At 64.6% G+C, this 24,869-nt stretch carries 20 protein-coding genes; 8 read left to right on the plus strand and 12 right to left on the minus strand.

Going from position 1 to position 24,869, the window contains the following annotated elements; translation table 11 throughout:
* Window positions 1-68: 68 nt before the first annotated feature.
* Window positions 69-659: a sigma-70 family RNA polymerase sigma factor gene (locus VNH11_15795; protein HVA47831.1), complete on the minus strand. Its 591-nt coding sequence runs from the start codon at window positions 657-659 to the stop codon at window positions 69-71.
* A gap of 193 nt (window positions 660-852) precedes the next feature.
* On the minus strand, window positions 853-2,202 hold the full coding sequence (locus VNH11_15800) for an HlyD family efflux transporter periplasmic adaptor subunit (GenBank protein ID HVA47832.1): 1,350 nt from the start codon (window positions 2,200-2,202) through the stop codon (window positions 853-855).
* Between the two features lie 128 nt (window positions 2,203-2,330).
* Here VNH11_15800 and VNH11_15805 point away from each other — a divergent pair, with 128 nt between their 5' ends.
* The 4 genes from VNH11_15805 (at window position 2,331) to VNH11_15820 (ending at window position 4,600) form a co-directional block, all read left to right on the plus strand.
* Window positions 2,331-2,468, plus strand: a complete 138-nt coding sequence (locus VNH11_15805) for a hypothetical protein (protein ID HVA47833.1) — start codon at window positions 2,331-2,333, stop codon at window positions 2,466-2,468.
* 45 nt (window positions 2,469-2,513) lie between these two features.
* Window positions 2,514-2,672, plus strand: a complete 159-nt coding sequence (locus VNH11_15810) for a hypothetical protein (protein HVA47834.1) — start codon at window positions 2,514-2,516, stop codon at window positions 2,670-2,672.
* A 170-nt stretch (window positions 2,673-2,842) separates the two neighbouring features.
* Entirely contained in the window at window positions 2,843-3,193 is a 351-nt protein-coding gene (locus tag VNH11_15815; GenBank protein ID HVA47835.1) for a hypothetical protein, read from the plus strand.
* Between the two features lie 234 nt (window positions 3,194-3,427).
* Window positions 3,428-4,600 (plus strand): acetyl-CoA C-acetyltransferase, encoded by a 1,173-nt coding sequence (locus VNH11_15820; GenBank protein ID HVA47836.1) that lies wholly within the window; start codon window positions 3,428-3,430, stop codon window positions 4,598-4,600.
* Here the strand turns inward: VNH11_15820 and VNH11_15825 are convergent.
* The 4 genes from VNH11_15825 to VNH11_15840 all read right to left on the minus strand — a co-directional run bounded on the left by VNH11_15825 (window position 4,597) and on the right by VNH11_15840 (window position 9,896).
* Complete coding sequence (locus VNH11_15825; GenBank protein HVA47837.1) at window positions 4,597-5,118, minus strand: hypothetical protein; 522 nt, start codon at window positions 5,116-5,118, stop codon at window positions 4,597-4,599. The two genes, VNH11_15820 and VNH11_15825, sit on opposite strands and share 4 nt — an antisense overlap.
* Window positions 5,119-5,301: 183 nt before the next feature.
* Complete coding sequence (locus VNH11_15830) at window positions 5,302-6,315, minus strand: TIM barrel protein (protein HVA47838.1); 1,014 nt, start codon at window positions 6,313-6,315, stop codon at window positions 5,302-5,304.
* A gap of 126 nt (window positions 6,316-6,441) precedes the next feature.
* Window positions 6,442-7,986 carry a hypothetical protein gene (locus VNH11_15835; GenBank protein HVA47839.1) on the minus strand — a complete coding sequence of 515 codons (1,545 nt, stop codon included), beginning with the start codon at window positions 7,984-7,986 and terminating at the stop codon, window positions 6,442-6,444.
* 347 nt (window positions 7,987-8,333) lie between these two features.
* A complete protein-coding gene (locus tag VNH11_15840) occupies window positions 8,334-9,896 on the minus strand; it encodes a DUF1549 and DUF1553 domain-containing protein (protein HVA47840.1) in 1,563 nt (520 codons plus the stop codon).
* A 174-nt stretch (window positions 9,897-10,070) separates the two neighbouring features.
* Between VNH11_15840 and VNH11_15845 the strand changes: the two genes are divergently transcribed.
* The 4 genes from VNH11_15845 to VNH11_15860 all read left to right on the plus strand — a co-directional run bounded on the left by VNH11_15845 (window position 10,071) and on the right by VNH11_15860 (window position 15,634).
* On the plus strand, window positions 10,071-11,114 hold the full coding sequence (locus VNH11_15845) for a WD40 repeat domain-containing protein (GenBank protein ID HVA47841.1): 1,044 nt from the start codon (window positions 10,071-10,073) through the stop codon (window positions 11,112-11,114).
* A 331-nt stretch (window positions 11,115-11,445) separates the two neighbouring features.
* A complete protein-coding gene (locus VNH11_15850; protein HVA47842.1) occupies window positions 11,446-13,698 on the plus strand; it encodes a penicillin acylase family protein in 2,253 nt (750 codons plus the stop codon).
* Window positions 13,699-14,302: 604 nt separating this feature from the next.
* Window positions 14,303-14,611 carry a hypothetical protein gene (locus VNH11_15855; protein ID HVA47843.1) on the plus strand — a complete coding sequence of 103 codons (309 nt, stop codon included), beginning with the start codon at window positions 14,303-14,305 and terminating at the stop codon, window positions 14,609-14,611.
* A gap of 126 nt (window positions 14,612-14,737) precedes the next feature.
* The gene (locus tag VNH11_15860) at window positions 14,738-15,634 is read left to right on the plus strand and encodes a hypothetical protein (protein ID HVA47844.1); all 897 of its coding nucleotides are present in this window, start codon (window positions 14,738-14,740) and stop codon (window positions 15,632-15,634) included.
* Between the two features lie 16 nt (window positions 15,635-15,650).
* On the opposite strand, the gene VNH11_15865 is transcribed toward VNH11_15860, so the two are convergent.
* The 6 genes from VNH11_15865 to VNH11_15890 all read right to left on the minus strand — a co-directional run bounded on the left by VNH11_15865 (window position 15,651) and on the right by VNH11_15890 (window position 24,446).
* Window positions 15,651-18,359, minus strand: coding sequence for a protein kinase (locus VNH11_15865; protein ID HVA47845.1), 2,709 nt, complete (start codon window positions 18,357-18,359; stop codon window positions 15,651-15,653).
* A gap of 37 nt (window positions 18,360-18,396) precedes the next feature.
* Window positions 18,397-19,071 (minus strand): Uma2 family endonuclease, encoded by a 675-nt coding sequence (locus VNH11_15870; GenBank protein ID HVA47846.1) that lies wholly within the window; start codon window positions 19,069-19,071, stop codon window positions 18,397-18,399.
* Window positions 19,072-19,178: 107 nt separating this feature from the next.
* Entirely contained in the window at window positions 19,179-20,252 is a 1,074-nt protein-coding gene (locus VNH11_15875) for a PQQ-binding-like beta-propeller repeat protein (protein ID HVA47847.1), read from the minus strand.
* Window positions 20,236-21,903, minus strand: coding sequence for a protein kinase (locus VNH11_15880; protein ID HVA47848.1), 1,668 nt, complete (start codon window positions 21,901-21,903; stop codon window positions 20,236-20,238). The genes VNH11_15875 and VNH11_15880 overlap by 17 nt, the downstream gene beginning before the upstream one ends.
* A 182-nt stretch (window positions 21,904-22,085) precedes the next feature.
* The gene (locus tag VNH11_15885; GenBank protein ID HVA47849.1) at window positions 22,086-23,147 is read right to left on the minus strand and encodes a Uma2 family endonuclease; all 1,062 of its coding nucleotides are present in this window, start codon (window positions 23,145-23,147) and stop codon (window positions 22,086-22,088) included.
* A gap of 72 nt (window positions 23,148-23,219) precedes the next feature.
* The gene (locus VNH11_15890; GenBank protein ID HVA47850.1) at window positions 23,220-24,446 is read right to left on the minus strand and encodes an FHA domain-containing serine/threonine-protein kinase; all 1,227 of its coding nucleotides are present in this window, start codon (window positions 24,444-24,446) and stop codon (window positions 23,220-23,222) included.
* Window positions 24,447-24,869: the final 423 nt, after the last annotated feature.

Below are 24,869 nucleotides of genomic sequence, written 5' to 3' on the forward strand. Positions count from 1 at the left end.
GGCGTGGGACGGCCGCCCCACGTCTGTGTCGTATATGCGAAGCGCGACGTTGTTTAATCCTCGCCCCTTTACACCTGCCGCTCGCCACTCGGCTCGACCACGTCGAGCGCGGTCAGTTCGCTGCGCAAACGCCGCCGTGCCCGGTGCAGCCGGGCTTCGACGGCGCTGTGGCCGATGCCAAGGTGTCGAGCAATCTCGTGGTAGCTCCAGTCTTCCCCATACTTCAGCAGCAGGATTTCGGCGTCGCGGGCAGGCAAGCGGTCCAAAGCCACCCGCACCAGCTTGCGGCGTTCGTCGGCCAACAACCAGACCAGCGGGTCGCTGGTCCGCGAGTCGGTCTCGCTGGGCCGCTCCCGCCGGGCATAGTTTTCAGTCAATTTCCGCCATCGCCCCATGCGGCGGCGGTAGAGCAGGGCCTGCGTGACCGCCAGCCGATACAGCCAGGGCGCCACCTTGGCGGCATCGGCCAGCGGCGCCTTTTGCTCGATCGCCGCCAGCGCCACCTCTTGCATGACCTCATCGACCGCCTGCCTCTCGCCGAGCCGGGCAAACAGCACCGTGCGCAGCCAGCGGTCGTGGCTGGCCAGCACCGCCGGCCAGTCGATAGCCGCGGCGGCACGTTGCCCGCTCGCTTGCCCCGTGCCGGTCGATTTGGTCATGACATTAGATAGTTGCCGCTGGTGGGAGAATCTTGCAGCCGATGACAAATTTGCAATTCGCGATTTGCAATTCGAAATCGTTGCCGCGGCCTGGGATCGAACCGACTATTGCAAATTGCAAAATTGCAAATCTCAAATTGCAGATTGTCGCCCCACCTTACCTTCGTTGCCGATTGTGCCACCTGTTCGGTGTTTACGGCTTCACCATCGTGACCCGCGTGCCGTCCGTCAGGCTGGTCTCGGGAGCCACAATCACCGGCTCGCTCTCACTCAGCCCCTCGCGAATCTCCGTCTGGTCGTCGTTCATCAGGCCCACGCGCACCGACACCAACCATGCTTTACCCTCGCGCACCGCGAACACCTGCCAGTCGCTGGCCGGGCCACGGAACAACGCCGAACGCGGCACCACCAGCGCGCGAGACGCTTCTTCGGTATAGATGCGCGCGCGAACGCGATAGCCGACACCCAGATCCTGCTTGTTGCGCAGCTCCTCCAGTTCGTCGGGATCGAAGCGCACGATCACTTTCACCCTTTGTTGCTCGACGCCCAGCGAGCTGGTCTTGGTGAACCCGGCGGGATAGATTCGCTCGACCACGCCGTGCGCCGGCTCGCGGCCGATGGCCGGGCCGTAGATGTCGGCGGCCTGCCCCGGCTTGACGTGGACCACGTCCTGGCTGAGCACGTCGACTTCGACCTCCAGATCCTCGACGCGGCCGATCGTCACGAGCACCGTTCCGGCCGAGACCTGCCGCTCGTTCGTCTCGAACCGCTCCAACACCACGCCGTCGATGGGGCTGGTCATCTCGCCACGCTGCCGGTCGCGCAGGGCCTCTTTCAGACGCGTCTCGGCCTCGGCTTTTTCCTGCAACAGCACGTCGTGTTTCAGCCGCTTGCGGTCGATATATTGCCGCACCACCGTGGGCACCAACGTCGTGGCGGCCTGCAAGCTCTTCAAGGCGCTCAGCAAGAGCACATCCTGCTGATAAGAAACATCGGCCTCGATCTTCGACACCTCGGCCCGGTTCAGCTCGTCCTCGTCGGTGGTGCGGCTTTCGTAGAGCGTCCGCATTCGTTTCCAGGTCTTGAGGGCCAAGTCGCGTTTCGCTTCGCCCGCCTTGACCTGCTCGGTGGCCGCTTCGACGGTGCGGTTCATCGACTGCACATAGCTCAGGGCCTGCTGCAGGCCGGTCGATTCCACCGACGTGTCGTCGTTCTCTCGCAACGAGGCTTCGGCGCGGTCGACCGCCGCCTGCGCTTCGGCGACTTTCAAGTCGAGATCGGCGGGCACCACGCGGGCCACCACCTGGCCGGCGGTGACATGGGCTCCCTCGACGGCTTCGATCGGCTCGATGCGGCCGTTGAAGGGCATCGTCACCTGGTAGGTCCGTGGCAGTCGCGTGCGGGCTTCTTCGTCGACGAACTCGCGGATGGGCCCGAACGACGCGACGGCGACTTCGACCGGCTTGCCCGACGCGAGCCATTCGTAAGACGCGCCGACCGCCAGCAGGGCCGCGACCAGAAGGCTGAGGATCCAAGTTCTCATTTGAGCGATTCTATCATCAGGACTCGGTTGTTGTGCAACCAGCCGGCGCACCGACGCACGCGTGTCCGCAGTTGCGTTGCGGAAAACAACGCCGTCGCCGCGGCGAGCTTGCAACGCAACTCGCATGGATGACGCCCGTTTTGATGCTTGCCGACGGCCCACGCAGCCCACTGGTCGTCGGATACTTTCTTGTGGTCTTGCTGGCCGGCCTGCGATTCAGCCTGTGGTTGGTCTGGTGCGCCACGTGCGGCTCGTTGTGCGGCTAACTGTTTCTGCTGGGCTATGCCAAATGGTTTGCGCCCGAACGGCACTTGCGCGTCGAGCGCTATCAGCAGTTGATCTTCGTCGTGGCTCTCGGTTTATCGGGCATCGTACTAGGTCAGGTGCTGCGGCGCGTGCGGCACGTGGCCGAAGACCATGCGGCCCGCTGCTTGTCGTCGCCGGCCACCGCTCAGCGAGAGACGTCATGACCGCACCATCGCGACGTTGCCCGGAATGCTCGGCCCACCTTACGGTGGCCGCGGAGCGGTGTTGGCTCTGTGGCGCTGACTTGGCCGCGGGTGCAAAGACCGTTTCGCCGCCGCCATCCCTCGCGGCCGAGGAGCGAAACACGGCCACGTTTACCCTGAGTTCCTTGTTCTTGGTTATGACGCTGGCGGCGGTCGCCGCCGCATCGTTTTCTGTGGCGCCGGGCGTGGGTATTGCGTTTGTCATCATTGCTACGCCTGCGTTCGTTCGTACGATTGTCATCACCTCGCGTCAGAAGGCGCTGGGCATCACCACGACTCCAGGCCAGAAAGTTCTTACATTTTGTGGATCAGTCGGGCTCGTAACGCTGCTGCTCCTTTCCATTCCAGTCGCTCTTTCGATGGCCCGTGATATGTTCGGAAAACACGCAAGTGCTGCCAGCCGGGGGCCGTCGGAACTGACCTGCCTCGGGGCGTTGGGCTGGGTGATGTGGATGGTCTGGCGCCGCGGAAAAAACAAATGAAACTGCGAGATCGAGCCGCGGCTGGCGTTCTCGCTGACTGGCTATCAATTAGCTTGCCTGGCTTTGCTGCCGGTGTTCGCCGCCCTCTGGATCGGCGATGCTTGCGCCGGCGAGTGGGAGGCGTCAGCCTCCCGGTAGCATCTGATATTACCCGCCTCGCCGGGGCCTTGCTCGGCCGTATCGCGTATACTTCATGGTCAGACCCTCATTACGCCTTTTCCGCGAGTCGCAATCATGTCTTATATCCTTGGCGGCTGCCGGACCCCGATCGGAAAATTCCTCGGCAGCTTAGCGTCGGTTCCCGCCACGCGGCTCGGCTCGGCATGCATCGCGGAGGCCCTGCGGCGCGCCCGCATCGCCGCCGACGAGATCGACGAGGTCATCATGGGGCAGATTCTCACGGCCGGCGTCGGGCAAGCGCCGGCCCGGCAAGCGGCCTTGGGCGCCGGACTGCCCGCCACCGTCGCGGCACTGACGATCAACAAAATGTGCGGCTCAGGGCTGAAGGCCGTGATGCTGGCCGATCAGGTGATCCGCGCCGGCGATGCCCGTGCAATCGTGGCCGGCGGCATGGAAAGCATGAGCCGCGCTCCGCACCTGCTGATGGGCACGCGCGAAGGCTGGAAGTACGGTCCCCAGACGGCCCTCGATTCGATGATCCACGACGGACTGTGGTGCCCCTTCGAAAACGCCGCCATGGGCGCCGCGGCCGACTATATCGCCGCCAGCCGTGCGGTCGAGCGCGCAGAGCAGGATGCGTTCGCGGCCGAGAGCCATCGTCGCGCCGCGGCCGCCATCGCCGAAGGGCGTTTTGCCGACGAGATCGTGCCCGTGGTCGTGCCCGGCCGCAAGGGCGACGCAACCGTCGACCGCGACGAAGGTCCGCGGCCCGATACGACCGTCGAAAAGCTTGCCGCGCTGAAGCCCGCTTTTGGCGAGCAGGGCACGGTGACGGCCGGCAACGCCTCGCAGCTTAGCGACGGCGCGGCGGCGGTGGTGGTGGTCGATGACGAGCTGGCTCGCCGCTCGGAATCGCCGCTCAAGGCCCGCATCGTGGCCACGGCCACCAGCGGCGTCGAGCCCAAGGAAATCTTCATCGCGCCGGTCAGCGCCATGCAGCGCGTGCTGGCGAAGGCCGGCATGACGCTCGACGACATCGACCTGGTCGAACTGAACGAAGCCTTTGCCGCGCAATGTGTGGCCTGCATGCGGCCCTTGGGGATCGACACGGCTCGGACGAACGTGAATGGCGGCGCGATTGCGTTGGGGCACCCGATCGGGGCCAGCGGCGCACGGGTGCTGGTGACGCTGCTTTACGCGCTGGCCGCCCGCGGCCTGCGTCGCGGTCTGGCATCGTTGTGCCTGGGCGGCGGCAATGCGGTGGCGATGATCGTCGAGCGGTCTTAACGGTCGAACAGTCCGCCGCCGCGCGGTTGATAAATGGTATAGACCCGCGGAACGTACGAGCCGCTGGTGCGGCCGCTGCCAAAACGCCGGTATCGGTTGGGACTGTAGTATGCGTAGTTGCTGTAAATCGGGTTCGGCACCCTGCTTCGCGCCGGCTGGACGTTCCCCGGATAGCCGTACATCGCCTGCGGGCTGCTGCCCGTGTACGACGGCGGATAGACGCTGCGTTGCGGGGAGGAGGTGCGGTAATAGCTCTGATACGGATAGCCGGCAAAATAACCGGAGCCCCAGTAGCCGCCATACGACGCGCCCACGGGAACGCTCCCGTACTGCATGCCCACGGGGTATCCGCCATAATAAGAAACAACCCCTGGATAGCCGCCGTACTGCGCACCGGAACTCATCGAATACGCCGGATAGGCCCCGCCGCTGTAGGAATAAATACCCTGGCCTTCCGCCGCGGAACCGAAGAAAAACGAACCGAGCACCGTTGCCACCGCGATCATTGCAGTTCGCATAACGCACCTCGTGAATGAAACGGTTGGACTTCCCATAAGTCCTCCACTTAATTCTAGGGACGTCGGCTCGATTGTCGCCTCCTTGTTTGTTCAGCTTGCTGAAAAGTAACGCGATGCGGGGCAACGTCCTCACCCGTCGCCATCCTGCCATCGTCGGTTTGTTCCCAGAGAAGTGCGGCCTGCTTAGAATCCGCGGGCGGCGCGGATGTCTTCGAAGTCGCGGAGGTGATAGTCGATGCGTGCGTAGTCGAGCACGCGCAGCAGGCCGCGCAGGGCCACGCCCATGCCGTCAGGGCCGCTGAAGCCGCCGAACTGCCCGCCGCCCTTTACGTGCGGCTCCAGGTCGAGAAACACGCCCGGTATGCCCCGCCGGTGCAGCCGCTGATAAAGGGCGGGAATCTCTTCGCGAAAGTCGCGCAAGATCAACTCGTGGGCCGAATGGCCGATGTCGGCGGGCACAAAGTTTTTCAACGCGCCTTCGTCGACGTGGCCGTTGCGCGTGGGTGGCTGCGGATGACGATAGTCCTTGATGTGCAGCCAGCCGATGGCCGACTTCATGGCCAGGTATTGGGAGAAGACGTCGGCCGTCGTGTAGCCCTGGCAGAGGATGTTGGCGGCGTCGAAGATCAACACCAGGCCCGGATGGTTCACCTGGCGGTACAGCTCGGCCATGAGTTGCCCGGTCTGTCCGACGAGGTTGGCCTCGATCTCCAGGCCGAAGGTCAGGTCGGAGCGGTGGCAGGTCTCGGCGACCTGGCCGAGTTGATCGACGGCCTGCGGCAGATACTCGTGCGGTCCGGCCCCGCGCGGCGGATAGAACGAGAAGCCGCGGATGAGCTTGGTCTCGAAGGCGTGAGCCAGCTCGCACGCCCGTTTCACTTCTTTCTCCAGATATTTTTTGAACGGCACAAAGGCGTTGCTGGTGCCGTCGTCGACGTCGACGAGCTTGACCTTGCCGATGGGTGAGCCGATGGAAGCCACGTTCAGGCCATATTCGTCTTCGAGATGGCGGATGGCCTGAATCTCTTTGACCGTCAGCTTCATGACGTTCTTGATTCCCTCGCCGGCGTCGATGAAGCGGACGCTGTAGAACTGCAGCCCTAGGGCGGCGAAGGCGGCGAACTGCTGGACGGCGGTCTTTTGATTGGCGGCTTCGTCGGCGAAGCCACTGAGAATGACGCGAGGGTTTTCAGTCATGGCTGGCTCTGGGTGAAAAAGGAAAGCGGCCATTGTCGCCAAGCCCACCGCTGGCACGCAAGTACCTTGCCGCTCTGACGCCTTGAACAGGGTGGGCCGGCGCTCGCAAGCTCGCTCGCTCGCACCCTACGGCAACCGTGCATTCTTGGCCTGGGCCTCGCTGGCGGAGACGAAGCCGTCGCCGTCCAGATCGAGGGAGCGAAACTTCTCGGCGCTGCCTGGGAACTCGTCGAGGCTCACTTCCTGGTCTCGGTTGGCGTCCATGCGCACGAACCAGTCCGGCCCGCTGCCGGCCGCGGGCGCCGGCATGGCCGCCAGCCCGCGGCGCTGCGGCGACATGTTCGACGGCAAGCCGCGCGACAGCAACAGCGTCAGGCCGCCGGGCAACTCCTCCAGCGAGAGCCGACCGTCGCCGTCAGAATCGAGCGCCAGGAGCGACTCGCGTGCGGCACGCAGCTCGCGGGTCGTGAGCCGCCCGTCCTGGTTGGCGTCGAGCAGCGGAAAGAGCACGTCGGAATCGTCGCCGGCCACGGCGCGAATGGCGCTCGACTGCGGCGCCTGTTGCGAGCGGCGATAGGCCGCCAGCTCGTCCAGATAGATCTTTCCGTCGCCGTTGGAGTCCCATTGGTCGAACATGCGGGCCGCATCGGGCGAAACGTCTTTCACTTCGTCTTTTTCCAGGTAGCCGTCCTTGTTTTTGTCGAACATCGCCAACTGTTCTTCGGGCGTCGGGCCGCCCGCGTCGGCCGGAGCGCGGTCGTCGAGCACGATTTGCAGCCGGTAGCCATCGAGCGTCAGCACGATGCCGCGCGGCGTGTGCAGCACGATTTCATCCGCCACACCGACCTCCGGAGACAGCCGCACCAGCGACACGCCGGCCACCTGGTCGCCCGGCTTGCCGAAGTTGGCCGCCACCACCAACTGAGGCTCGATCACGTTCAGGCGGCGGATCTCGTCGTAGGCGAGCTGGCCGTCGCCGTCGTCGTCGAGCGCGCGGGCCATCGAAGGCGCCAGCGAGAACGACTCGTCCAACGTGCCGCCCGAGGCGAGGTATTGCTCGCTGAGCGTGTAAATAATGCCGTCCCAATCGGTGCGATCGCCCAACGCCAATGCGGCGGGGTGATTGAGGTAAGCGTTGGTCCGCGTGGTCATCGCCTGCGCATCGCCCGCCAGCGAGTCGTCGAGTTCGCTCCAGGTGACGATCTGATCGTCGTTGGCGTCGCGGGCCAACAACCGTGCTTCGGCGGCTGCCAGTTCGGCCTCGTCCAGCAGGTCGTCATCGTTGGCGTCGAGCATCGTGCGGACGATCGACCGCCGCGGATTCGAGCGCCGGTATTCGCTGGAACCCTCCACCGAAAACGCGGCGCCGGCGTATTTGGCGCGGGCCACCAGCCGTCGCGCCTCGTCGCGATCGACCAGCCCGTTCTGGTTTGTGTCGTTGATTCGCATGAATTCTTTGCGGGCCATCCCGTTGGTCGTCAGGTCGAACCGCTGCACAAAGACCCGCTTGGGGTCGGAATAGACCTCGTTCCACGTTGCCCGGCCATCGTGGTCGCCGTCGGCCAGCTTGAGCGCCTCATCGACCAGCACTTGCCTGGCCGCACGAAAAGGCCCGCCGTCGATGGTCATCCGCAATTCGACCACCAGCGGCCCGCCGGGCAGAAACAGCACCAGCCGCTCGGTCGAAAGATCATTCTGACTTGTTGGAGCGTTTTCTTCGGCGCCGAGTGCGTCGCCCGAGGCCGTTGAGCTAGCACGTTGGGTGTCACCGGAGTCCCGGCGCGCCGGGATTCCTAGGCCGTCCGGATCGGCACTGGACGGCCTAGGAAGGCCATCCTCCGGTTTTTGCGGAGCGGCTACGTCGGTCTGCTCAGACGGCGGAGCGGTCGCTCGATCGGCCGGGGCTGAGGTCGCAACCGCCGTCGGCATCGCTGGTCGGTTGCACCCCGTCGCCGCGAGAGCGACGAAGAAAGGCAGCACGTACACTGTTGTGAGCGTCCTCTCGGCCACCGCCTACCTCAATGGTTCAAAATGAACTCCGGGCTGTTGATCATGGCCCAGAGCAGGTCACCCAGTGCTTTGCGGCGGTCGCCGGCGCCGCCGCCCTTCGATACGTATTCGACGAGGCTTTCCAGTTCCGCCGCCGTCGGTTCGCGCGAGAGGATGCTCAGAAACAACGCCTCGACCCGCTCGCGGTCGTCGAAGACCGGCGCATCGAGCGCCTGCAGTAGTCCGCCGCGGTCGGCGTCGCTGGCCTCGGCGGTCAGGCTGCCGTTCATGAGCGCCAGGATTTGGGGGATGCCCGCCACAAATTCCGTGGCTTCGGTGGTCGCCATGTTGAACCGCTGCACGAATTGCTGTCGTGGATCGGCCATCGGCGGCTGGCCCGGCTGGGGCGCCGCGCGCTCCGGCTCGCTCAGCCGCGTGGCCCGCACCAGGCAGTCATAAAGCTGGTCGGCGGAGAGCGTCTTGACCTGCATCAGCGCGAACAACTCGGCGGGCGGCGGATCTTCTTCGCTGGGCCATTGGCTCGACCGTTGGTATGCCCGCGTCGACGCGATCGCGCGAAAAACCGCCCTCAGATCGTAACCGCTGGCGGCGAAATACTCGGCGAGCTCGTCGAGCACTTGCGGATGGCTGGGGGCATTATGCCGGCCGAAGTCATCGACCGGATGCACCAGGCCGCGGCCGAAGAGCAGCGCCCAAACGCGGTTCACCGCCACGCGGGCAAAGTACGGGTTGTCTTGCGACACCAGCCAGATGGCCAACTGCCGGCGGCGATTGACGTCGGCGTCTTCGCGGGGCGGGTCGGCGCCCAGATACTTGGGCGGCACGACCTGGCTGGTGCCCGGCAGCGTCACCTCGCCCGACACCGCGTCGACCAACTGCACGTCGGGCGGCTCGGTGCCGGGCGCCTGCCGCACGCGGGCAAAGAAGGCGGCGAACGACCAAAAATCTTCCTGCCGCCAATGGTCGAAGGGATGATGGTGGCACTGGGCACAATGGATCTGCACGCCCAGCAAAATGCGCGACGTGCTGGCGGCCAACTCTTCGGGCTTGAGTCCGGCCGCGGTATAGAACAGGGCCGCTCCGCCGCGGTTGGAACTGCCCGTGGTCGTCAGCAGATCGGCCACAATCACATCGTAGCGAATGTTCTCGGCGAACCGCCGCCGCAGCCACGACGTGAAGCCGGCCACTTCCGCCGGCCGCTCGCTTTGGGCCTGGGCCGGCAGCAGCATACGGCTCCAAACGTTGGCCAGGTGCGTGGCCCAGCGCGGATTGGCCAACAGTCGGTCGACCGCTTGGGTCCGCTTATCGGCGGCATCGTCGTCGAGAAAGGCCGAGACCTGCGAGCCGGCCGGAATGATTCCATTGAGATCGAGGGTGGCCCGCCGCAGAAACGCGGCGTTGCTGGCCGGTCCGGCCGGGCGAACGCCCGCCTCATCCATGCGTTGGTCGAGCAGTTGATCGATGCGGGCGGCCATCGCGGCGGCCGAAGGCGGTGCATCGTCATCGGCGGATGCAATGCAGGCTGCCGGGAGGATCAAAACCAGGAGCAGACATCGAAATGCGATCGCCACGGCCGTGAAGCTCCTAAACTTGCCGGACCAAGGGAATAGACGCCTTTGATTCTAGCCTTTCGGCAGCCGCACTGCCAACTATCGCACGGGACACGCAATCCAGACGAGCGGAAGTTATACTTAAAAGCGTCTGGCCGCTGTCGTGTCGGACTGACTCGCTCCCGGAGAACCACCATGCTTGCCCGCTCTCGTCTTTCTGTGTCGCTCGTTGCCGCCGTCCTCCTCGCTCAACTGGCCACCGTGGCCGGGGCGCAGGAACCACCGACCATTGCCACCTACACCACGTGGGTCACCGGGCTGGCCTTCTCGCCCGATGGCAACACGCTGGCCAGCGTCGGCGGGCAAACGCTCCTCTATCGGCCGGGCGACATCAAGCTCTGGGACCCGAACAGCGGCCAGCTCAAGGCGTCGTATTCCGGACACAACACCGTCGTGACCGCGGTGGCCTTCAGCCCCGACGGGCAAACGCTGGCCACCGCCGGCTACGACGGCACGCTCAAGCTGTGGAACGTCGCCGACGGCAAAGAAAAAGCCTCGCTGCCGGCCCATCAACATTGGATCATGGGCCTGGCCTTTTCGCCCGACGGTCAGACGCTCGCCACCGCCAGCGAAGACACCACCGCCAAGCTCTGGAACGTGACCGCGACTCCGCCCGCCGAAAAACTGGCGCTGAAAGGGCACACCGGCTCGGTCACGAGCGTGGCTTTTTCGCCCGACGGGCAGATGATCGCCACCGGCAGCGGCGATAAAACGGCCGTCGTGTGGAACCCGGCCAATGCCGAAGTGATGAAGAAACTGGAGGGACACACCGACGCCGTGTCGGCGATCGTGTTTGTGCTCGACGGCAAGACGCTGGCCACCGGCAGCCACGACCGCACGGTCAAGCTGTGGAACGTCGCCGAAGGGAAGGAGTCGGCTGCCATGACCGGGCATCACAACTGGATCAGCTCGGCCCGCGTATCGCCCGACGGCAAAACGCTGGCGACCGCCAGCCACGACCGCACGGTCAAGCTTTGGAACCTGGAAACGAAGCAAGAGGCCGCCACGTTGGGCGGCTACAAGAGTACGGTATGGTCGGTGGCTTTCTCGCCGAAAGGCCAGTTGCTGGCCACCGGCAGCCACAACGATTCGCTGAAAATCTGGCGGCAAGGCTGGGTCGAAGCCTTCCCCCACGCGGCCCCTGCCGCCCAACCCGGCGCGGCGACGGCCAGCAAATAGTGTGGCAGAGGGCGAGCTTGCGAGCGCCGGCCCGACGGAGAGGGAGCGAGGGGGAGACGGAGCGACGGAGAGAAATGTCAGTGCAACGCGGCTCGCCGCGTCTCTGCGTCTCTCCTTCCCTCCCTCTCCCCGGCAGCGGCGCGCTAATTGCACTGCGGCAAGCGGCAGATCCTATCTGCGGCTCCGCGGGGCAGTTCATGGATGGCACCATCGGCTCACTCGCCTTGTTGCGATGCGCGGTTGGCAGTACCATGCCGCGCCGGCCGATGGTCGGCAACTCGCGTCAAAACTAACCGGTGAGGAGCGCGCGCACGCGACCTATATGATCTCTTTGCGAAGCGTCGTTTTGGCGGCCGTCCTCGGCTGGCCTCTCGCGTCTGCCTCCCGCGCGATCGCAGCCCCGCCGGAAGACACTCCTTCCCTCGCCGAACAGCTTGCCGGCCAGGTGGCGATCTATCGCGACTCCTTCGGCGTGCCCCACATCGACGGCGCCAGCGACGAGGCTACGGTGTTCGGCTTCGCTTACGCCCAGGCCGAGGATTATTTCTGGCAGGTCGAAGACAACTACCTGCTCAGCCTGGGCCGCTATGCCGAGGCCCACGGGCCGTCGGGCATCAACTCCGATCTTCTCAACCGGGCCTTTGAAATCGTGGCCAGCGCCAAGGCCGACTATGAAAAGTTGCCCGACGACCTCAAATCGCTCTGTGAGGCGTTTGCCGCGGGCCTGAACCACTATCTGGCGAAAAACCCGCACGTGAAGCCGCGGCTCATCAGGCACTTCGAGCCTTGGCACAGCCTGGCTTGCGCCCGGCAGTTGCTGCTGGAGCTGACGTTCCGCTACACCCGCATCCACAGCAATTACATGCCGCGGGTCAATCCCATGGTCGCCGCCGCCACCGGATCGAACGCCTGGGCCATCGCCCCCCAGCGCACCAGGGACGGTCACGCCATGCTCTTCGCCAACCCACACCAGCCTTGGTTTGGCTTCGGGCAAATGTACGAAGCTCACCTGCGCAGCGACGAGGGTTGGAACTTCAGCGGCGCCACCTTTTTCGGCAGCCCGCTGCCGACGATGGGCCACAACGAAGACCTCGGCTGGAGCTTCACCACCAACGAACCCGACATCGCCGACCTGTGGCGCGAGACGTTCGATGATCCCCAGCACCCGCTCAACTACCGCTACGGCGGCGGTTATCGCACGGCCGTCGAGTGGCAAGAGAAGGTCAAGATCAAGACGCACGACGGCGTGAAAGAAAAGCTTTACACCTTTCGCAAGACGCACCACGGACCGATCGTGGCCAAACAAGACGCGCGGCACCCGTTGTCCGCCCAGATCGGCCGGCTGCGAGAGTCGCTGTTGCTGCGGCAAATGGACATGCTCGTTCGGGCACGCAATCTCGACGATTTCAAAGCCGGCATGGCGGGCCTCCATTTCCCGATCATGAACGCCGTCTACGCCGACCGCCACGGCGACATCTATTTCCTTTACAACGGCACCATACCCCGACGCGACCCACGGTTCGATTGGAGCAAGCCGGTCGACGGCAGCGATCCGGCCACCGAATGGCAAGGCTTCCACACCCTCGACGAGCTGCCCCAGTTGGCCAACCCCAAGGCCGGCTACGTGCAAAACTGCAATTCGTCGCCCTTCACCACCACCCACCTCGACAATCCATCGGCCGCCGCCTTCCCGTCTTATATGGTCGAAGACAAGCACGACGACAAGCGGCGGGCCAAGCTGTCGCGGCAGATCCTCAGCGAGCTCGCCGACGTCACATTCGAGCGGCTCGAAGCGGCGGCCTTCGACACGACGATTTACTGGGCGCAGCACGAGCTGCCGCTCTACGCCAAGGCATTCGAGGAGCTGAAAAAGTCGGACCCCGCGTTGGCCGCCAAGGCCCGTCCGTACATCGAGCACCTGCTCGATTGGGACTGCCGCTCGTCGCTCGACTCGACGCAGACCACGCTTTGCGTCGCCTGGTATGAGCGGCTCTACGGCGGCGGGTATCCGGGCGAACAACTCAAGCAGCGTTTCGTCGACAACATGCCGGTGCGTTTCGAGGCCCTCATCCAGGCCGCCGCCGACGTGCAATCGGCCCACGGCGATTGGCAAGTCGCCTGGGGCAAGGTACATCGCATCCAGCGGCACGCGAACGTGGCCGATCTGGTCGATGTGCCGTTCGACGACGGGCTGCCGAGCCTTCCTTCGGCCGGCACGCACGGCCCGATGGGCGTGATCTTCACGCAGTATTACACGCCGACGATCCACATTCCGTTCGTCAAAACGGTCTCCAAACACTACGGCGTGATCGGTTACACCTACGTCGGCGTGTTCGAATTCGGCGACCGCGTTCGGGGAGCGACGTTGTTGCAATTCGGCGCCAGCGGCAATCCCGCGTCGCCGCACTACTTCGATCAGGCGGCGCTGCTCTCGCAGCAGAAGCTCAAGCCCGAATTGTTCTATTGGGAAGACGTGCTTTCCGGCGCCCGCAACGGGTATCAGCCTGGCGAGCGGCCCGTCGCGGCGGGCGAACTGCGGCAATTGGCCGCGCGGACCAAGAAGCCCGGCACGACGGTGCGGTAAGGGCGAACTGGACCATGCCCGAAAACGCACGGCCGACCGCTGGTTCGCTCGCGTTCTCTTTAGTTACTTCGCCGTCACCGCTTGCTCGAGCAGAACGGCCGCGACGGGCGGAAGCCGACAGCGGCGGAGCATTTGCGGGCGTGGCCGCCCGGGCCAACTGGTCCAGTTTTTCCCAGGTCTCCACGGGTAACGCGATCGGTCGTCGGACCCGCTCCGCCGGTACTTCTTCTGTCCGGATACATTGGGCGACGATTTCAGCCAACTGCTCCAGGCCCAACGGGCCATGCGGGCCTACAACAGGGTGACGACGCGGCGTGCAGGGCTTGTGCAATTTCGTCTTCACCCAGCATGATTTCATCGTATCTTGGCGTCAGCACCCCGGTCAACGTTTGGTTGATACGGTCCACACTCTGTCATCAAGCTGACGACGCCTTACCGTTCTCATCGCGGTCGCCGCACGTCGCCCGTCGTCGATCGGCACTCTCGAAACCCTTGCACGCCACGATGTTGCACACGGTCGGCCAGCGTCGCCGCTGCGCCTGGCGCACGCTTTGCCTGTCGTTGTGACTCGACGGGTCCAAAACGAGAAAGAGAGGCGATGAATATGACGACGAACATACGGAGTTCGATTCGCGGGCGGCTGATGGCGGTCGCGATGGGCGCACTGCTGCTGAATCCGCTGCCCGCTTGGGCGGTAAGTCCCAAGACCAAGAATGCTGCGGGCCTGGCTTGCACGGACGGCACTTGTTCCATCGTGGGAGCAGGGCGACCGGCGAGCGGCGACCGCACACTCGGCACCGCCATTCATTGGATGCAGTCGCCCGATGCCGCCAGCCGGCTCGCGAGCGAAGAAGGCAAGCTGGTATTCATGATCCAGGTGTCGGGCAACTTCGCCCGGCAAGAATTCACGTGAAACAACGCCCAAGCATACAGGACGGGCGCCCTGTCAGATAAAGAGGTCGGCAATTACGTCGGCGAACATTTCACGTCGTGCTATCAGCAGCTCGGCGATTTTCAGGTCACCAAGGTCAACGGTCAGGTGCAGAAGAACGGCGGCAACGTGGTCAGCTACTTCCTCACGCCGCAAGGGCTGGTGATCGATGCGGTGGTGGGACCGGTGAAGGCCGATAAACTGCTGAGCGATGCCCGCTGGGCCGTCGACACCTACGCCGGCGCGCTCAAGGCGGCCCCTCACAGCCCGCCTGCTCAGGCCAACTACATCGCCATGGCCCACGCGGCGCTTTCGGGCGACAAGGCGCACCGGCTGTTGGCCGACAACTCGCTGGTGCCGCTGCAGTTGATCCAAGAGCGGGTGTTCGAAAAACTGGCCGGCCAAAAGGCGAGCGAAGACCGCAGCGATGTGGGACTGGCGGCGATGGGATTCAACAAAGCCAGGCAAAAGGGAATGCCGGTGCTGCTCGTTCTGACCAAGGCCAAGGCCAAGACCGGAGTGTGGGACATGCCCACGAGCAGCTTGATCGCCGCCTTGGGAAGCAAGCCCACGGTGCAGCCGATGCGTAACTGCGTGCTGATCGTGCTGCCCATCGACGAACTGCCGGCGTTGACGAACCTGGTCAACCTGCCCGACCTGGAGTTGGCCGAGCGGACCACACCGACGATGGTGTTGACCAACGGCGACGCGGCCCAGACGGTGGCCATTTCGTCGCACAGCGATCCGCGCGAGGTCGCCAAGCTGCTCTGGGACGCGGTGAACCACGAGCGGCTCGACAAAGCGGACAAGCTGATCGAATCGGGCCATGTACGTGAAGCCACCGGCTTGCTGAAGCTCGTCAAGTCGTCGCCGCAAGCCGGCCCGCTGAAGGCGCGTGCGATCGAGCGGCTGGGGGGGTTGCAACCCTCACGGGCGCCTCGCGCGACAAAGTCCGCCACGCCGATCGTCAGGACCGCCGACGACTTGTATGCCGCGAAGAAGTAAGTGGTGGCTAAGCGGCTCACTTCTCGGCCGGGGCGAGCAGGGTATCAAGCTCCCAAAGTTCGGCCGTGCCGTCGTATTTGCCCACGAACAGCCGCTTGCCGTCGCCGCTGAACGCGGCTGAGGTCACGCCAGTCATGGGAGTGCGCGGGCCCCGGACCTCGCCCGTCTCCGCATCGCGCAGCTCCAGTGCGCCTCTGCCGATGCACGCCAGCAAGTCGCCGCGCGGGTTGAAAGCGATCATGTTCGGATCCCGAGATAACGTAAATTCCTTGAGTACTCGGGCGCTGGCTAAATCCAGGAGTTGCAACCGCGGGTTGGAATCGGAATGGGTGATGCGTGTGCTCGTTCGTGAGTACGTGGTAATCACTACCGCAAGCGCGCGGCTGTCGGGACGGAATGTACTGACGACAGCGGTGTAGGGAAACGAAGCAGTGCCTTCCGAAAATCGCCTCGCTTTACCACGTGTTTTCCCCGTACTGGTGTCCCAAAACTGCAGATCCGTCGGGATCTGCGACTTCCTCAATTTCCTCCCCCGCATGAGCGCGGCCGAGAAGTCCTCGGCCAGTAGAAGCCTCAGATCGGGACTGAACAATATAGGCTGGATCGACATTGTCCGATTGGGAGCGGAGGCCAAAATGGTGTAGCGCGATTCGCGGTTCGCCAGTTCAAATCTCACGAGCCATACCGTCCCGCCCGCGTCTTTGTCGAGGGCCAAAGCTTCCTTGCCGTCGGCGGCGATGGCCAGTTCGCCCCTTGCGGTCAGCAACGGTTTTCGACCGTCGGCTGCCTCCGCGGACACATCCCAGAGGCTGAAATCCGGCAAGTCCGGTGTTCCATCAGAATAAGAAAAGGAAAGCGGGCGCTGGCTCGCACGGCTGTCGCTCTTAATGGTGAAGTTAAAGCGGGAGCGTGGCTGATAGGTGACGGCATAGCTCCCGTCCGCGCTGAGACTGACGCGTTTGACTCCGGCCTCGTGCATCAGCGGCGCTCCGCGCGGCGCGCCGTCGGTAGCGTTCCAAAGCCGCGCCGTCTTGTCGTCGCCGCCAGTCATAAGCGTAGAGCCATCGGCACTCACGGCCACGGACGCGACTCGAGCGCCGTGCTTGACTGTCAATACCAGGCCGGGCACCTTACGCGCGGCCGGTTCGATGGGTGGCTTATCGACGTCCTTTGCGTCGGGCGGGGCGGACGCTGACGGCGACGCTCCGCCCGTGCCGTCGCCCTTTGCACCGCTGGCGGCGGGAACGTCGATGCTCGGCGGTTCGACGTTGCTGTCGCCGAGATCGCTCCGTGTATCGGCCGGATCGGCGTCGGGCGGTTCGCCTTGCTCGTTTGGGTTGTTGGACTGGTCCGGCCCAACCGATGGCGGTTGCGGGATGAACCGGCCCTTCAGAATCGGCCCCGCATTGGCCGCCACGGCCTCGTCAGGTTTCTTGCGCGGCCACAAGAGCGACGCGGCCGTGATCGTAGCCAGCACGACGAGCGCTACGGCCGCCCAGGCGAACGGCCGCCGAAACAGCGATTCGTCCTTGGCGCCGCGGTGCCTGCGCGCCGCGCCAACTCGTAGCGTCGGCGTCGGGCGGCGATGCGAAGGCCTCGTCTCGCGCTCCCGCTGCACCGCCGGTTTCTGGATCGGAGCGAGCGCCACCTCGTCCAACAGCCCATCCAAACTTTCCAGGCCCGCCCAGGGATTGGCCGACGCGCCCGCCTCTCCTCTGGCCCAGGGCGCCAGCGCCTCGGCCGCCTCGGCGGGCGTCTGAAACCGGTCGCCAGGATCCTTGGCCAGCATCCGCTTTTCGATCAACTCGGCGAAGGCCGGCGGGACGTCGCGGTTCTTCACGCGGATGGCGGCCGGCAAAATGTCGATGTGAGCCATGATCCGCTGCACCTCGGTCCCTTCGGCAAACGGCGGCTTGCCAGTCAGGCAGTGGTAAAGCGTGCAGCCGAGGGAATAGATGTCGCTGCGGATGTCGGCCCGCTTGGCGTCGACCGCCTGTTCCGGCGAACAATAGTCGATCGTGCCCATGAACTGCCCGGTGCGCGTGTCCGGCCCGCCGGCCTGCGCTTGCGGCCCGAAGAACTTGGCCAGCCCCATGTCGGCCACTTTCACGTTGCCTTGGCGTGAAAGGAGAATGTTCGAGGGTTTGATGTCGCGGTGAATGATACCCAGCTCGCGCGCGTGCTCCAGGGCCAGCGCCACTTCGTGGCCGATGCGGGCCGTCTCGCGCACGCCCAACCGTTTTTGTTTCGCCAGGTGGGCCGACAGGCTCGGACCATCGACCAGTTCCATGGCCAGAAAATGAAGCGATCCATGTTGGGCCAATTCAAAGCTGGTGACCACGTGGTCGTGTCGCAATTGCAAGGCCACGAACGCCTCGCGTCGGAAGCGGCCGATGGCATCGGGCGTGGCCAGTCGCGGCGGCAGCACCTTCACGGCCACCTGGCGGTTCAGCTTCGTATCGAGCGCGCGATAGACGCTTCCCATGCCGCCGGCGCCCAAGGGCGCCAGGAGCTTGTAGTGGCCCAAGATCAGGTTTTGCGATCGGCCCGCCTCGAGCTGCGCCACTTGCCACTTGGTCAACAGGCCCTGCCGCACGAGCCAATCGAGCAGCCGCGCGTCGTCGGCGCCAGCGCCAAGCTCCGCGCGGCCACGCGCCAACTCGGCGGCGGCGACCAATCCGCTGTTCACGGCGCGATCGCCTTGCGCACTTTTGACCTGTGACATGACGAGTCTCCCGACGGCCCCGACAACATAATCCTCATCACAATCCGCCTTTGCCTGATTCGCCAGCGTCTGCCATAAATCGTTCGCGGACCCAGCCCCGGAACTTGCGAATCCAGGCGGTTTCGTCGGCCGCCAATTCGAATTCGAGGAACGGTTCCAGGTCTTTCACGCGCAGCATCGGCAAGTTCAGACTGAAGTCGCGCTCGACGTACTTCCCGTCCGCGCCGAGAGAGTAGGCGGCCAGTCCCTTCTTGCGCCATCGCCAAATTTCAGGAACGCCCAAGGCGGCGTAAATGCGCAACTTCTGCACGGCCCCGCGGCTGACTTCGGTCTCGATGGCCAAGTCCGGCGGCGGATCGACCGAGAGGTCGACCTCCATGCGACTGCGTACCCGGTGGTGATTGAGAATATAGTAGCACTCGTCGGCCTCAAGTCCTTTGGCGAGTTCCTGACTCTTCCAAGTCGTCGATCCCAGGCTGCGCTGCGGGATACCCATTTCCTCGGTAAACGATTCAAACATCCGGGCAAGCAACTTCTTGATGATTTCGTGGCTGGACGAGGGGCTCATGAGTTCCAGTGTTCCTCGATCATAGGCCATGTGGACGTGCCAGTTGTCTTCGTTCTCGCGCAACTGCTCGTACATCTCCCACGAAATGCCCGAAAGCACAATCCGGCGTTCACCCCTCAGCAGAACTTTTTCGACGGTCGCCATGTGAAAAGCCTCAGCCAGAATTCACGGCCCTCATTCTATACCGGCGGCAAACGCCATCCAAGTTGCTTCTATAAACCGCCGCCGCGGATCGTTGTAAAGAGCAGGCTTCAGCGGTTGCCATACGCAATCACGCTGGATTTTTTCCCCCTGACGCCGACGTAAAGTCGGCCATTCGCCACGGCCATGCACCAGACATAGCCCGCCGCGGAGGTGGACCACTTGTTTTGCAGAGTATCGGCCGCCAGCGCCACCACGGCTCCCTTGTTCGCCTGTCGATCGTAGGTTGAGGCGAAAACCATGTTGTTGGCGGCACTCCACCAGGCGCTCGAATCTTTTTTCAACGCCCGCTTCCGTTGAATCGCGCCGGTCTGGGCGTCGAGACGATAAATGTGACCATCCTGCCGGGTCGCGGCATAGAGGGAGTCTCCCACGAGGAGAAACTGCATGTAGAACGCGCCGGCCTGCGGCACGGTTTTCCACAGCGTCTTCCCGTCGGCGATCGAAAGGGCGGCGATCCGGTCGCCTTGCGCGATGAAAGCCAAATCGTCGGTCGCGGCGACTCTGTTCCCGGTCATGAGGTCGTTATTCCACGACGGCGCACCGCTGGCCGCGTTCACGGCGGCGCCCGCATGCAGCAGCTTGCCCGCTCTGATAGCGATGTCTCCCGACCCCCTGCGGGTCTTGTCGTTCCATTTCTCCTGGCCGCTCTGTGGATCGAGCGCCCAAAGGCCGCTGTCAGAGCCGGCGTAGAGCAAGCCATCGGCGACTTTGATTTGCGAGTAGTGCATGCTATTCATTCCGGCATGTTGCCAGCGGAGTTGGCCGCTCCGCAGATCGACGGCAAAGAGATTGTCATTGTCGCCGCCGACGTAAGCGAGCCCGCCGAGGCAGGCCGGACTCGTACACATGTGGCGGCGTGGGGCACCGGGCAACTCGAAGGTCCAGAGTGGGCGTCCGCTACGGGCGTCCAGGGCATAGACGGTGTCCTTGACCGCGGTTCCCGCTGCCAAGACAATGCCCGAGCTGACGACCAGATGATCGGGAGAAAAACTATTATCGGGTAAGGCCTGCTGCCAGAGCTTCACCAAGGGAGGAGCGATCTTCTTCTCGCCGCGGTTGTGATATGTGTTGCCGGCGTCGTAGCCGCCCATCGGCCAATCGTCTTCAGACGCGTCCGCCAAGCCGGCGAACTTTTTCGCCTCGGTCTTCGTCCCTGCGGACTTCGGCTCCGGCTTCTCGCCTTCGGCGCGCGGCGATGGCTTGCCCGTCGGTTCTTGAGGGGAGTCGGCGGGTTGGGGGGGGCGCTGGCGGCGACGTTCCGCCCGCGCCGATGCCGTTCGCGTCGGCGGGGTCGGGCGGAACGATGCTTGGCGGCTCAACGCTGGGCGCGTCAAGACGGTCGGCCGGGATCGCTTCCGCCGCCACGCTTGGCCCGCCGCTTGGCTCGTCGCGGCTGCCCTGCGCGCTCGGTTCGACCGCGGGAGGCACGCCGGCGATTTGGCCGTCGGGAATCGGCTCGACGTTGGCCACGTCAGGTTTCTTGCTCGGCCAGTAGAGCGACGCGGCCGTGATCGTAGCCAGTATGGCCACGGCCACGCCCGCCCAGGCCAACGGCCGCCGAAACAGCGATTCGTCCTTGGCGCCGCGGCGCCTGCGCGCGGCGCCAACTCGCAGCGTCGGCGTCGGGCGGCGATGCGACGGCCTCGTCTCGCGCTCTCGCTGCGCCGCCGGTTTCTGGAGGGGAGCGAGCGCCACTTCGTCCAACAGGCCATCCAAACTTTCCAGGCCCGCCCAGGGATTGGCCGACGCGCCCGCCTCTCCTCTGGCCCAGGGCGCCAGCGCCTCGGCCGCCTCGGCAGGCGTCTGAAACCGGTCGCCCGGATCCTTGGCCAACATCCGCTTTTCGATCAACTCGGCGAAGGCCGGCGGGACGTCGCGGTTCTTGATGCGAATCGACGCGGGCAAGATGTCGATGTGCGCCATGATCCGCTGCACTTCGGTGCCCTCGGCGAACGGCGGCTTGCCAGTCAGGCAGTGGTAGAGCGTACAGCCGAGGGAATAGAGGTCGCTGCGGATGTCGGCCCGCTTGGCGTCGACCGCCTGTTCCGGCGAGCAATAGTCGATCGTGCCCATGAACTGCCCGGTGCGCGTGTCCGGCCCGCCGGCCTGCGCTTGCGGCCCAAAGAACTTGGCCAGCCCCATGTCGGCCACCTTTACCCGGCCTTGGCGCGAAAGGAGGATGTTCGAGGGTTTGATGTCGCGGTGGATGATACCCAGCTCGCGCGCGTGCTCCAGGGCCAGCGCCACTTCGTGGCCGATGCGGGCCGTTTCGCGCACACCCAACCGTTTTTGTCTCGCCAGGTGCGCCGACAGGCTCGGCCCATCGACCAGTTCCATGGCCAGAAAATGAAGCGACCCATGTTGGGCCAATTCAAAGCTGGTGACCACGTGGTCGTGTCGCAATTGCAAGGCCACGAACGCCTCGCGTCGAAAGCGGCCGATGGCATCGGGCGTGGCCAGTCGCGGCGGCAGCACCTTCACGGCCACCTGGCGGTTCAGCTTCGCATCGAGCGCGCGGTAGACGCTGCCCATACCGCCGGCGCCCAGCGGGGCCAGTAGCTTGTAGTGGCCCAAGATCAGGTTTTGCGACCGGCCGGCCTCCAGTTGCGCCACTTGCCATTTGGTCAACAGGCCATGCTTGACGAGCCATTCGAGCAGTCGCGCGTCGTCGGCGCCCTGGCCAAGTTCCGCGCGGGCTCGCGCCAAGTCGGCTTGGCCGATCAGTCCGCCGGCGACCGCGCGCTCAGCCACGGCAGCTTCGAGCTTGTTCATACGACCTCCGCAGGCCGCCGCGAAAAAACAGTACGTGTGGCGCACATCAACCACCACGCGTGGCGGCACATGCCGTCATGCTAGCCACCCCGCCCTTTGGCCGTCAAGCACCCTAGGGTCAGGTGATTCTGGCCAGTCGCGACCGCCGCGCGTTGTCCAGCGCGCGGTCGGAACAAAGTGCCTCATTCGCCGCGTGGCGGAGGTTCGCCCGCTCGCCCGCCAAAACGTCGCCGCCATTCGTCCAGCTCTCTTCGCAAGCGTTCTAATTCCTTGCCGGATCCCTCCAACTCGCTCGCCAGGCGCTCGCGCTCCGCCTCGGCGCGCTCGCGGGCCGCGTCCGCCTGCTCACGCGCCGCGTCGGCCTGCTCGCGCGCCGCGTCGGCCTGCTCGCGCGCCAGCCGCTCACGTTCTCGCTGGGCCTCAGCGAGCCCGCGATCGGCCTCCAGGGCTGCCTCGCGCTCCTCGGGGGTTGGCAGCCAGAGGCCGGTGGCGGGATTGTAGAACCGCAACCACTCGCCGTCGCGCTCGAGGTGCAAGCCGAGAACTTCGCTGGGCAAGCGCCCCTCCACGATCTCGATCGGGACGTACTTGCCCTCGCGCAGTCGATGGCCTTGCAGCGGCGGGTCGAGATACTCGCCCTTGGGGTCGAACAGAAAATATTCGGGCACCGGCATCTCGTCCTGGTAGATCGACATTTTGTCGTCCAGGTCTTCGTCTTGCGTCGACTTGCTCGTCAGCTCGACGACGAAGTCCAGACCATGTCCTTCTTCCCAGATGAGGTAATGCTCGCGCGGCTTGTCCTTTGGCACGCCCAGAGCAACGAAGACGTCGGGCGAAACGTGCTTGCGTCGGTTCCCTTTCTCGTAATAAACGAACATGTTGCCCCACACGTACACCAACGGCTCCCGTTCGAAATGCCGCTCGAGCGTCTTGATCGCGGTTGTGAGATTCTTCAGATGGAGCGGTGTTTCACCCACGGGCCGGCCGTCTCCGGTAGGATAGTCGATCTCCGCGTCGGCCCGGAGCGAACGCAGTGGTGAAGGGATGGTTGCCATGTTCGTCTCCCGCACTCGCCCCGTCGACTTCAGTTTAGCCCGTCGGCGTGTGCTAGTCGACGTGCATTCCCAGCCCCAACTCGCCGGGAACCGCTCGCGCACCCATGCGCGGAACTTGCGAATCCAGGCGGTTTCGTCGCCCGACCATTCGAAGTCGAGGAGCGGATCCAGGTGTTTGACCCGCGGCATTGGCAGGTTCAACTCGCGTTCGACGTATTTCCCGTCCGCGCCGAGCGAATAGGCGGTCAGCCCCTTCTTGCGTCAGACCTGGATGTTCTCGTAGCGCGCGATGCGGTTCAGGTCGATCAACAGCTTGGACGGCGTCTCGTAGCGATCTTCGGGACGCTTGGCGAGCATCATCATCACACAGTCCTGAAAGCGATCGGCGACCGAGAGATGAACTCTTTTCGGCTTGACCGGTTCAGCCGAACGGATGAGCGAGACGACCTCAGGCACCGAGTTGCCTTCGAACGGCGGGTGTCCGGTCAACAGCGCGTAAACCGTGGCACCGAGGCTGTAGATGTCGGCCCGGCAATCGACCGGCGCGTCGCTGCGCGTCCGCTCGGGCGGCATGTAGGGAAGGTCGCCGACGAGCTGGCCGGGCCGCGTGATCTGCCGCGCCAGCGTTCCCTCCAGCGCTTTGGCCAGCATCAAGTCGCCCAGCTTGGCCTGTTTGGTGTCGCGCTTGAACAGGATGTTGTTGGGCGTGATGTTGCGATGCACGATCTGGTGCTCGTAAGCGGTCTCCAACGCCCGACCGATTTGCACGGCCACCAAGAAAGACGTGCGCCAGTCGAGCATGCCACGCGTGCCGAAATGGTTGATGACTTCGGTCAGGCACTCGCCTTCGACGAACTCCATGGCCACCCAGCAGTGCGGTCCGTTTTTGCCCGCCGCGTAAATCTCGACCAGGTTCTCGTGGCGGATGGGCATCATGGTTTTCATGGCGCGCACGAACCGCTGCATTTCGTCTTCCTGTTTCGAGATCTCCGGCCAGAGCACTTTGACGGCCGCCGGACGGTCGGCCTTGGAATCGTGTGCCAGAAAAACGAGCCCCGTGTTGCCGCTGGCGAGCACCTTCTTCAGCTCGAAGTGGGCCAGGCTTTGGCCGACCAGGTTTTTGAGGTTGGCGGCCGTGATCACGGGCATGGCGGCGGCGGCCGGTCGGCCCGCGAGCGTGCTTTTGTCGTGCTGGGCCGCGAGATCGAGCCGCAGCTCGGTATGGCCGACGCCGACCACGTCGCCGGGCCGCAGCTCGCATTGCTCGACGCGCGCGCCGTTGACGAACGTGCCGGCGGAGCTGCCCTGATCGCGCAAGATAAACTTGCCGCCATCGATCTCGATGAGGCAGTGGACGCGCGAGGCGTGTTGATCGGCGAGGCGCGTATTCGACTTTTCACCCCGCCCGATGACGAGCGTTTGCCCGTCGGCCAGCGCGAACTTGCGCGGCGCGTCCGGGCCTTTGACGACGACGAGTTCGGCGATCATCGCGTGAGCTTCCGAGATGCGAGACGAAGCGCAGGAAAGGCCTACGCCCGCGCGAGTTGCAAACCACCGCGGTGCAAGGTCGCGTAGTCGGCAGTCTACCGTCGATAAACGGGAAACGCAAGTTTCCGCTCGGTAGCCGGTCGCCGCGGGGTTCGATGATATGCCTGGAATCAGGCGTTTGCCGGTTTCGCCAAAGCTCCACGCGCGGCTGGTCGATAAGCGTGGCGGTTTGACCGTCAGCCCACGGAGAATTGCCATGCTTGCCGCAAGCCGCGTCGAGGGGCTGAACCGCGGCAACGCGCGGATGACCGTGTTCGACGACAAGGGCGACTTCGACGCCTTCGAGAAGGTTTTGGCCGAGGCGGTCGAGCGGAGCGACACGCGGCTGCTGGCCTATTGCCTGCTGCCGAACCACTGGCACTT

This window comes from Pirellulales bacterium, from assembly GCA_035533075.1.
In the GTDB taxonomy this organism is placed as follows: Bacteria; Planctomycetota; Planctomycetia; order Pirellulales; family JAICIG01; genus DASSFG01.

Excerpts from the sequence above, each read along its gene's own strand:
- VNH11_15865 (HVA47845.1), bottom strand. The coding sequence starts at position 18,359 with ATGTCACAGGTCAAAAGTGCGCAAGGCGATCGCGCCGTGAACAGCGGA.
- VNH11_15795 (HVA47831.1), bottom strand. The coding sequence starts at position 659 with ATGACCAAATCGACCGGCACGGGGCAAGCGAGCGGGCAACGTGCCGCC.
- VNH11_15885 (HVA47849.1), bottom strand. The coding sequence starts at position 23,147 with ATGCCGCGGGTCAAACACCTGGATCCGCTCCTCGACTTCGAATGGTCG.
- VNH11_15825 (HVA47837.1), bottom strand. The coding sequence starts at position 5,118 with ATGCGAACTGCAATGATCGCGGTGGCAACGGTGCTCGGTTCGTTTTTC.
- VNH11_15800 (HVA47832.1), bottom strand. The coding sequence starts at position 2,202 with ATGAGAACTTGGATCCTCAGCCTTCTGGTCGCGGCCCTGCTGGCGGTC.
- VNH11_15890 (HVA47850.1), bottom strand. The coding sequence starts at position 24,446 with ATGATCGCCGAACTCGTCGTCGTCAAAGGCCCGGACGCGCCGCGCAAG.
- VNH11_15870 (HVA47846.1), bottom strand. The coding sequence starts at position 19,071 with ATGGCGACCGTCGAAAAAGTTCTGCTGAGGGGTGAACGCCGGATTGTG.
- VNH11_15855 (HVA47843.1), top strand. The coding sequence starts at position 14,303 with ATGACGACGAACATACGGAGTTCGATTCGCGGGCGGCTGATGGCGGTC.
- VNH11_15845 (HVA47841.1), top strand. The coding sequence starts at position 10,071 with ATGCTTGCCCGCTCTCGTCTTTCTGTGTCGCTCGTTGCCGCCGTCCTC.
- VNH11_15820 (HVA47836.1), top strand. The coding sequence starts at position 3,428 with ATGTCTTATATCCTTGGCGGCTGCCGGACCCCGATCGGAAAATTCCTC.
- VNH11_15830 (HVA47838.1), bottom strand. The coding sequence starts at position 6,315 with ATGACTGAAAACCCTCGCGTCATTCTCAGTGGCTTCGCCGACGAAGCC.
- VNH11_15805 (HVA47833.1), top strand. The coding sequence starts at position 2,331 with ATGACGCCCGTTTTGATGCTTGCCGACGGCCCACGCAGCCCACTGGTC.
- VNH11_15880 (HVA47848.1), bottom strand. The coding sequence starts at position 21,903 with ATGAACAAGCTCGAAGCTGCCGTGGCTGAGCGCGCGGTCGCCGGCGGA.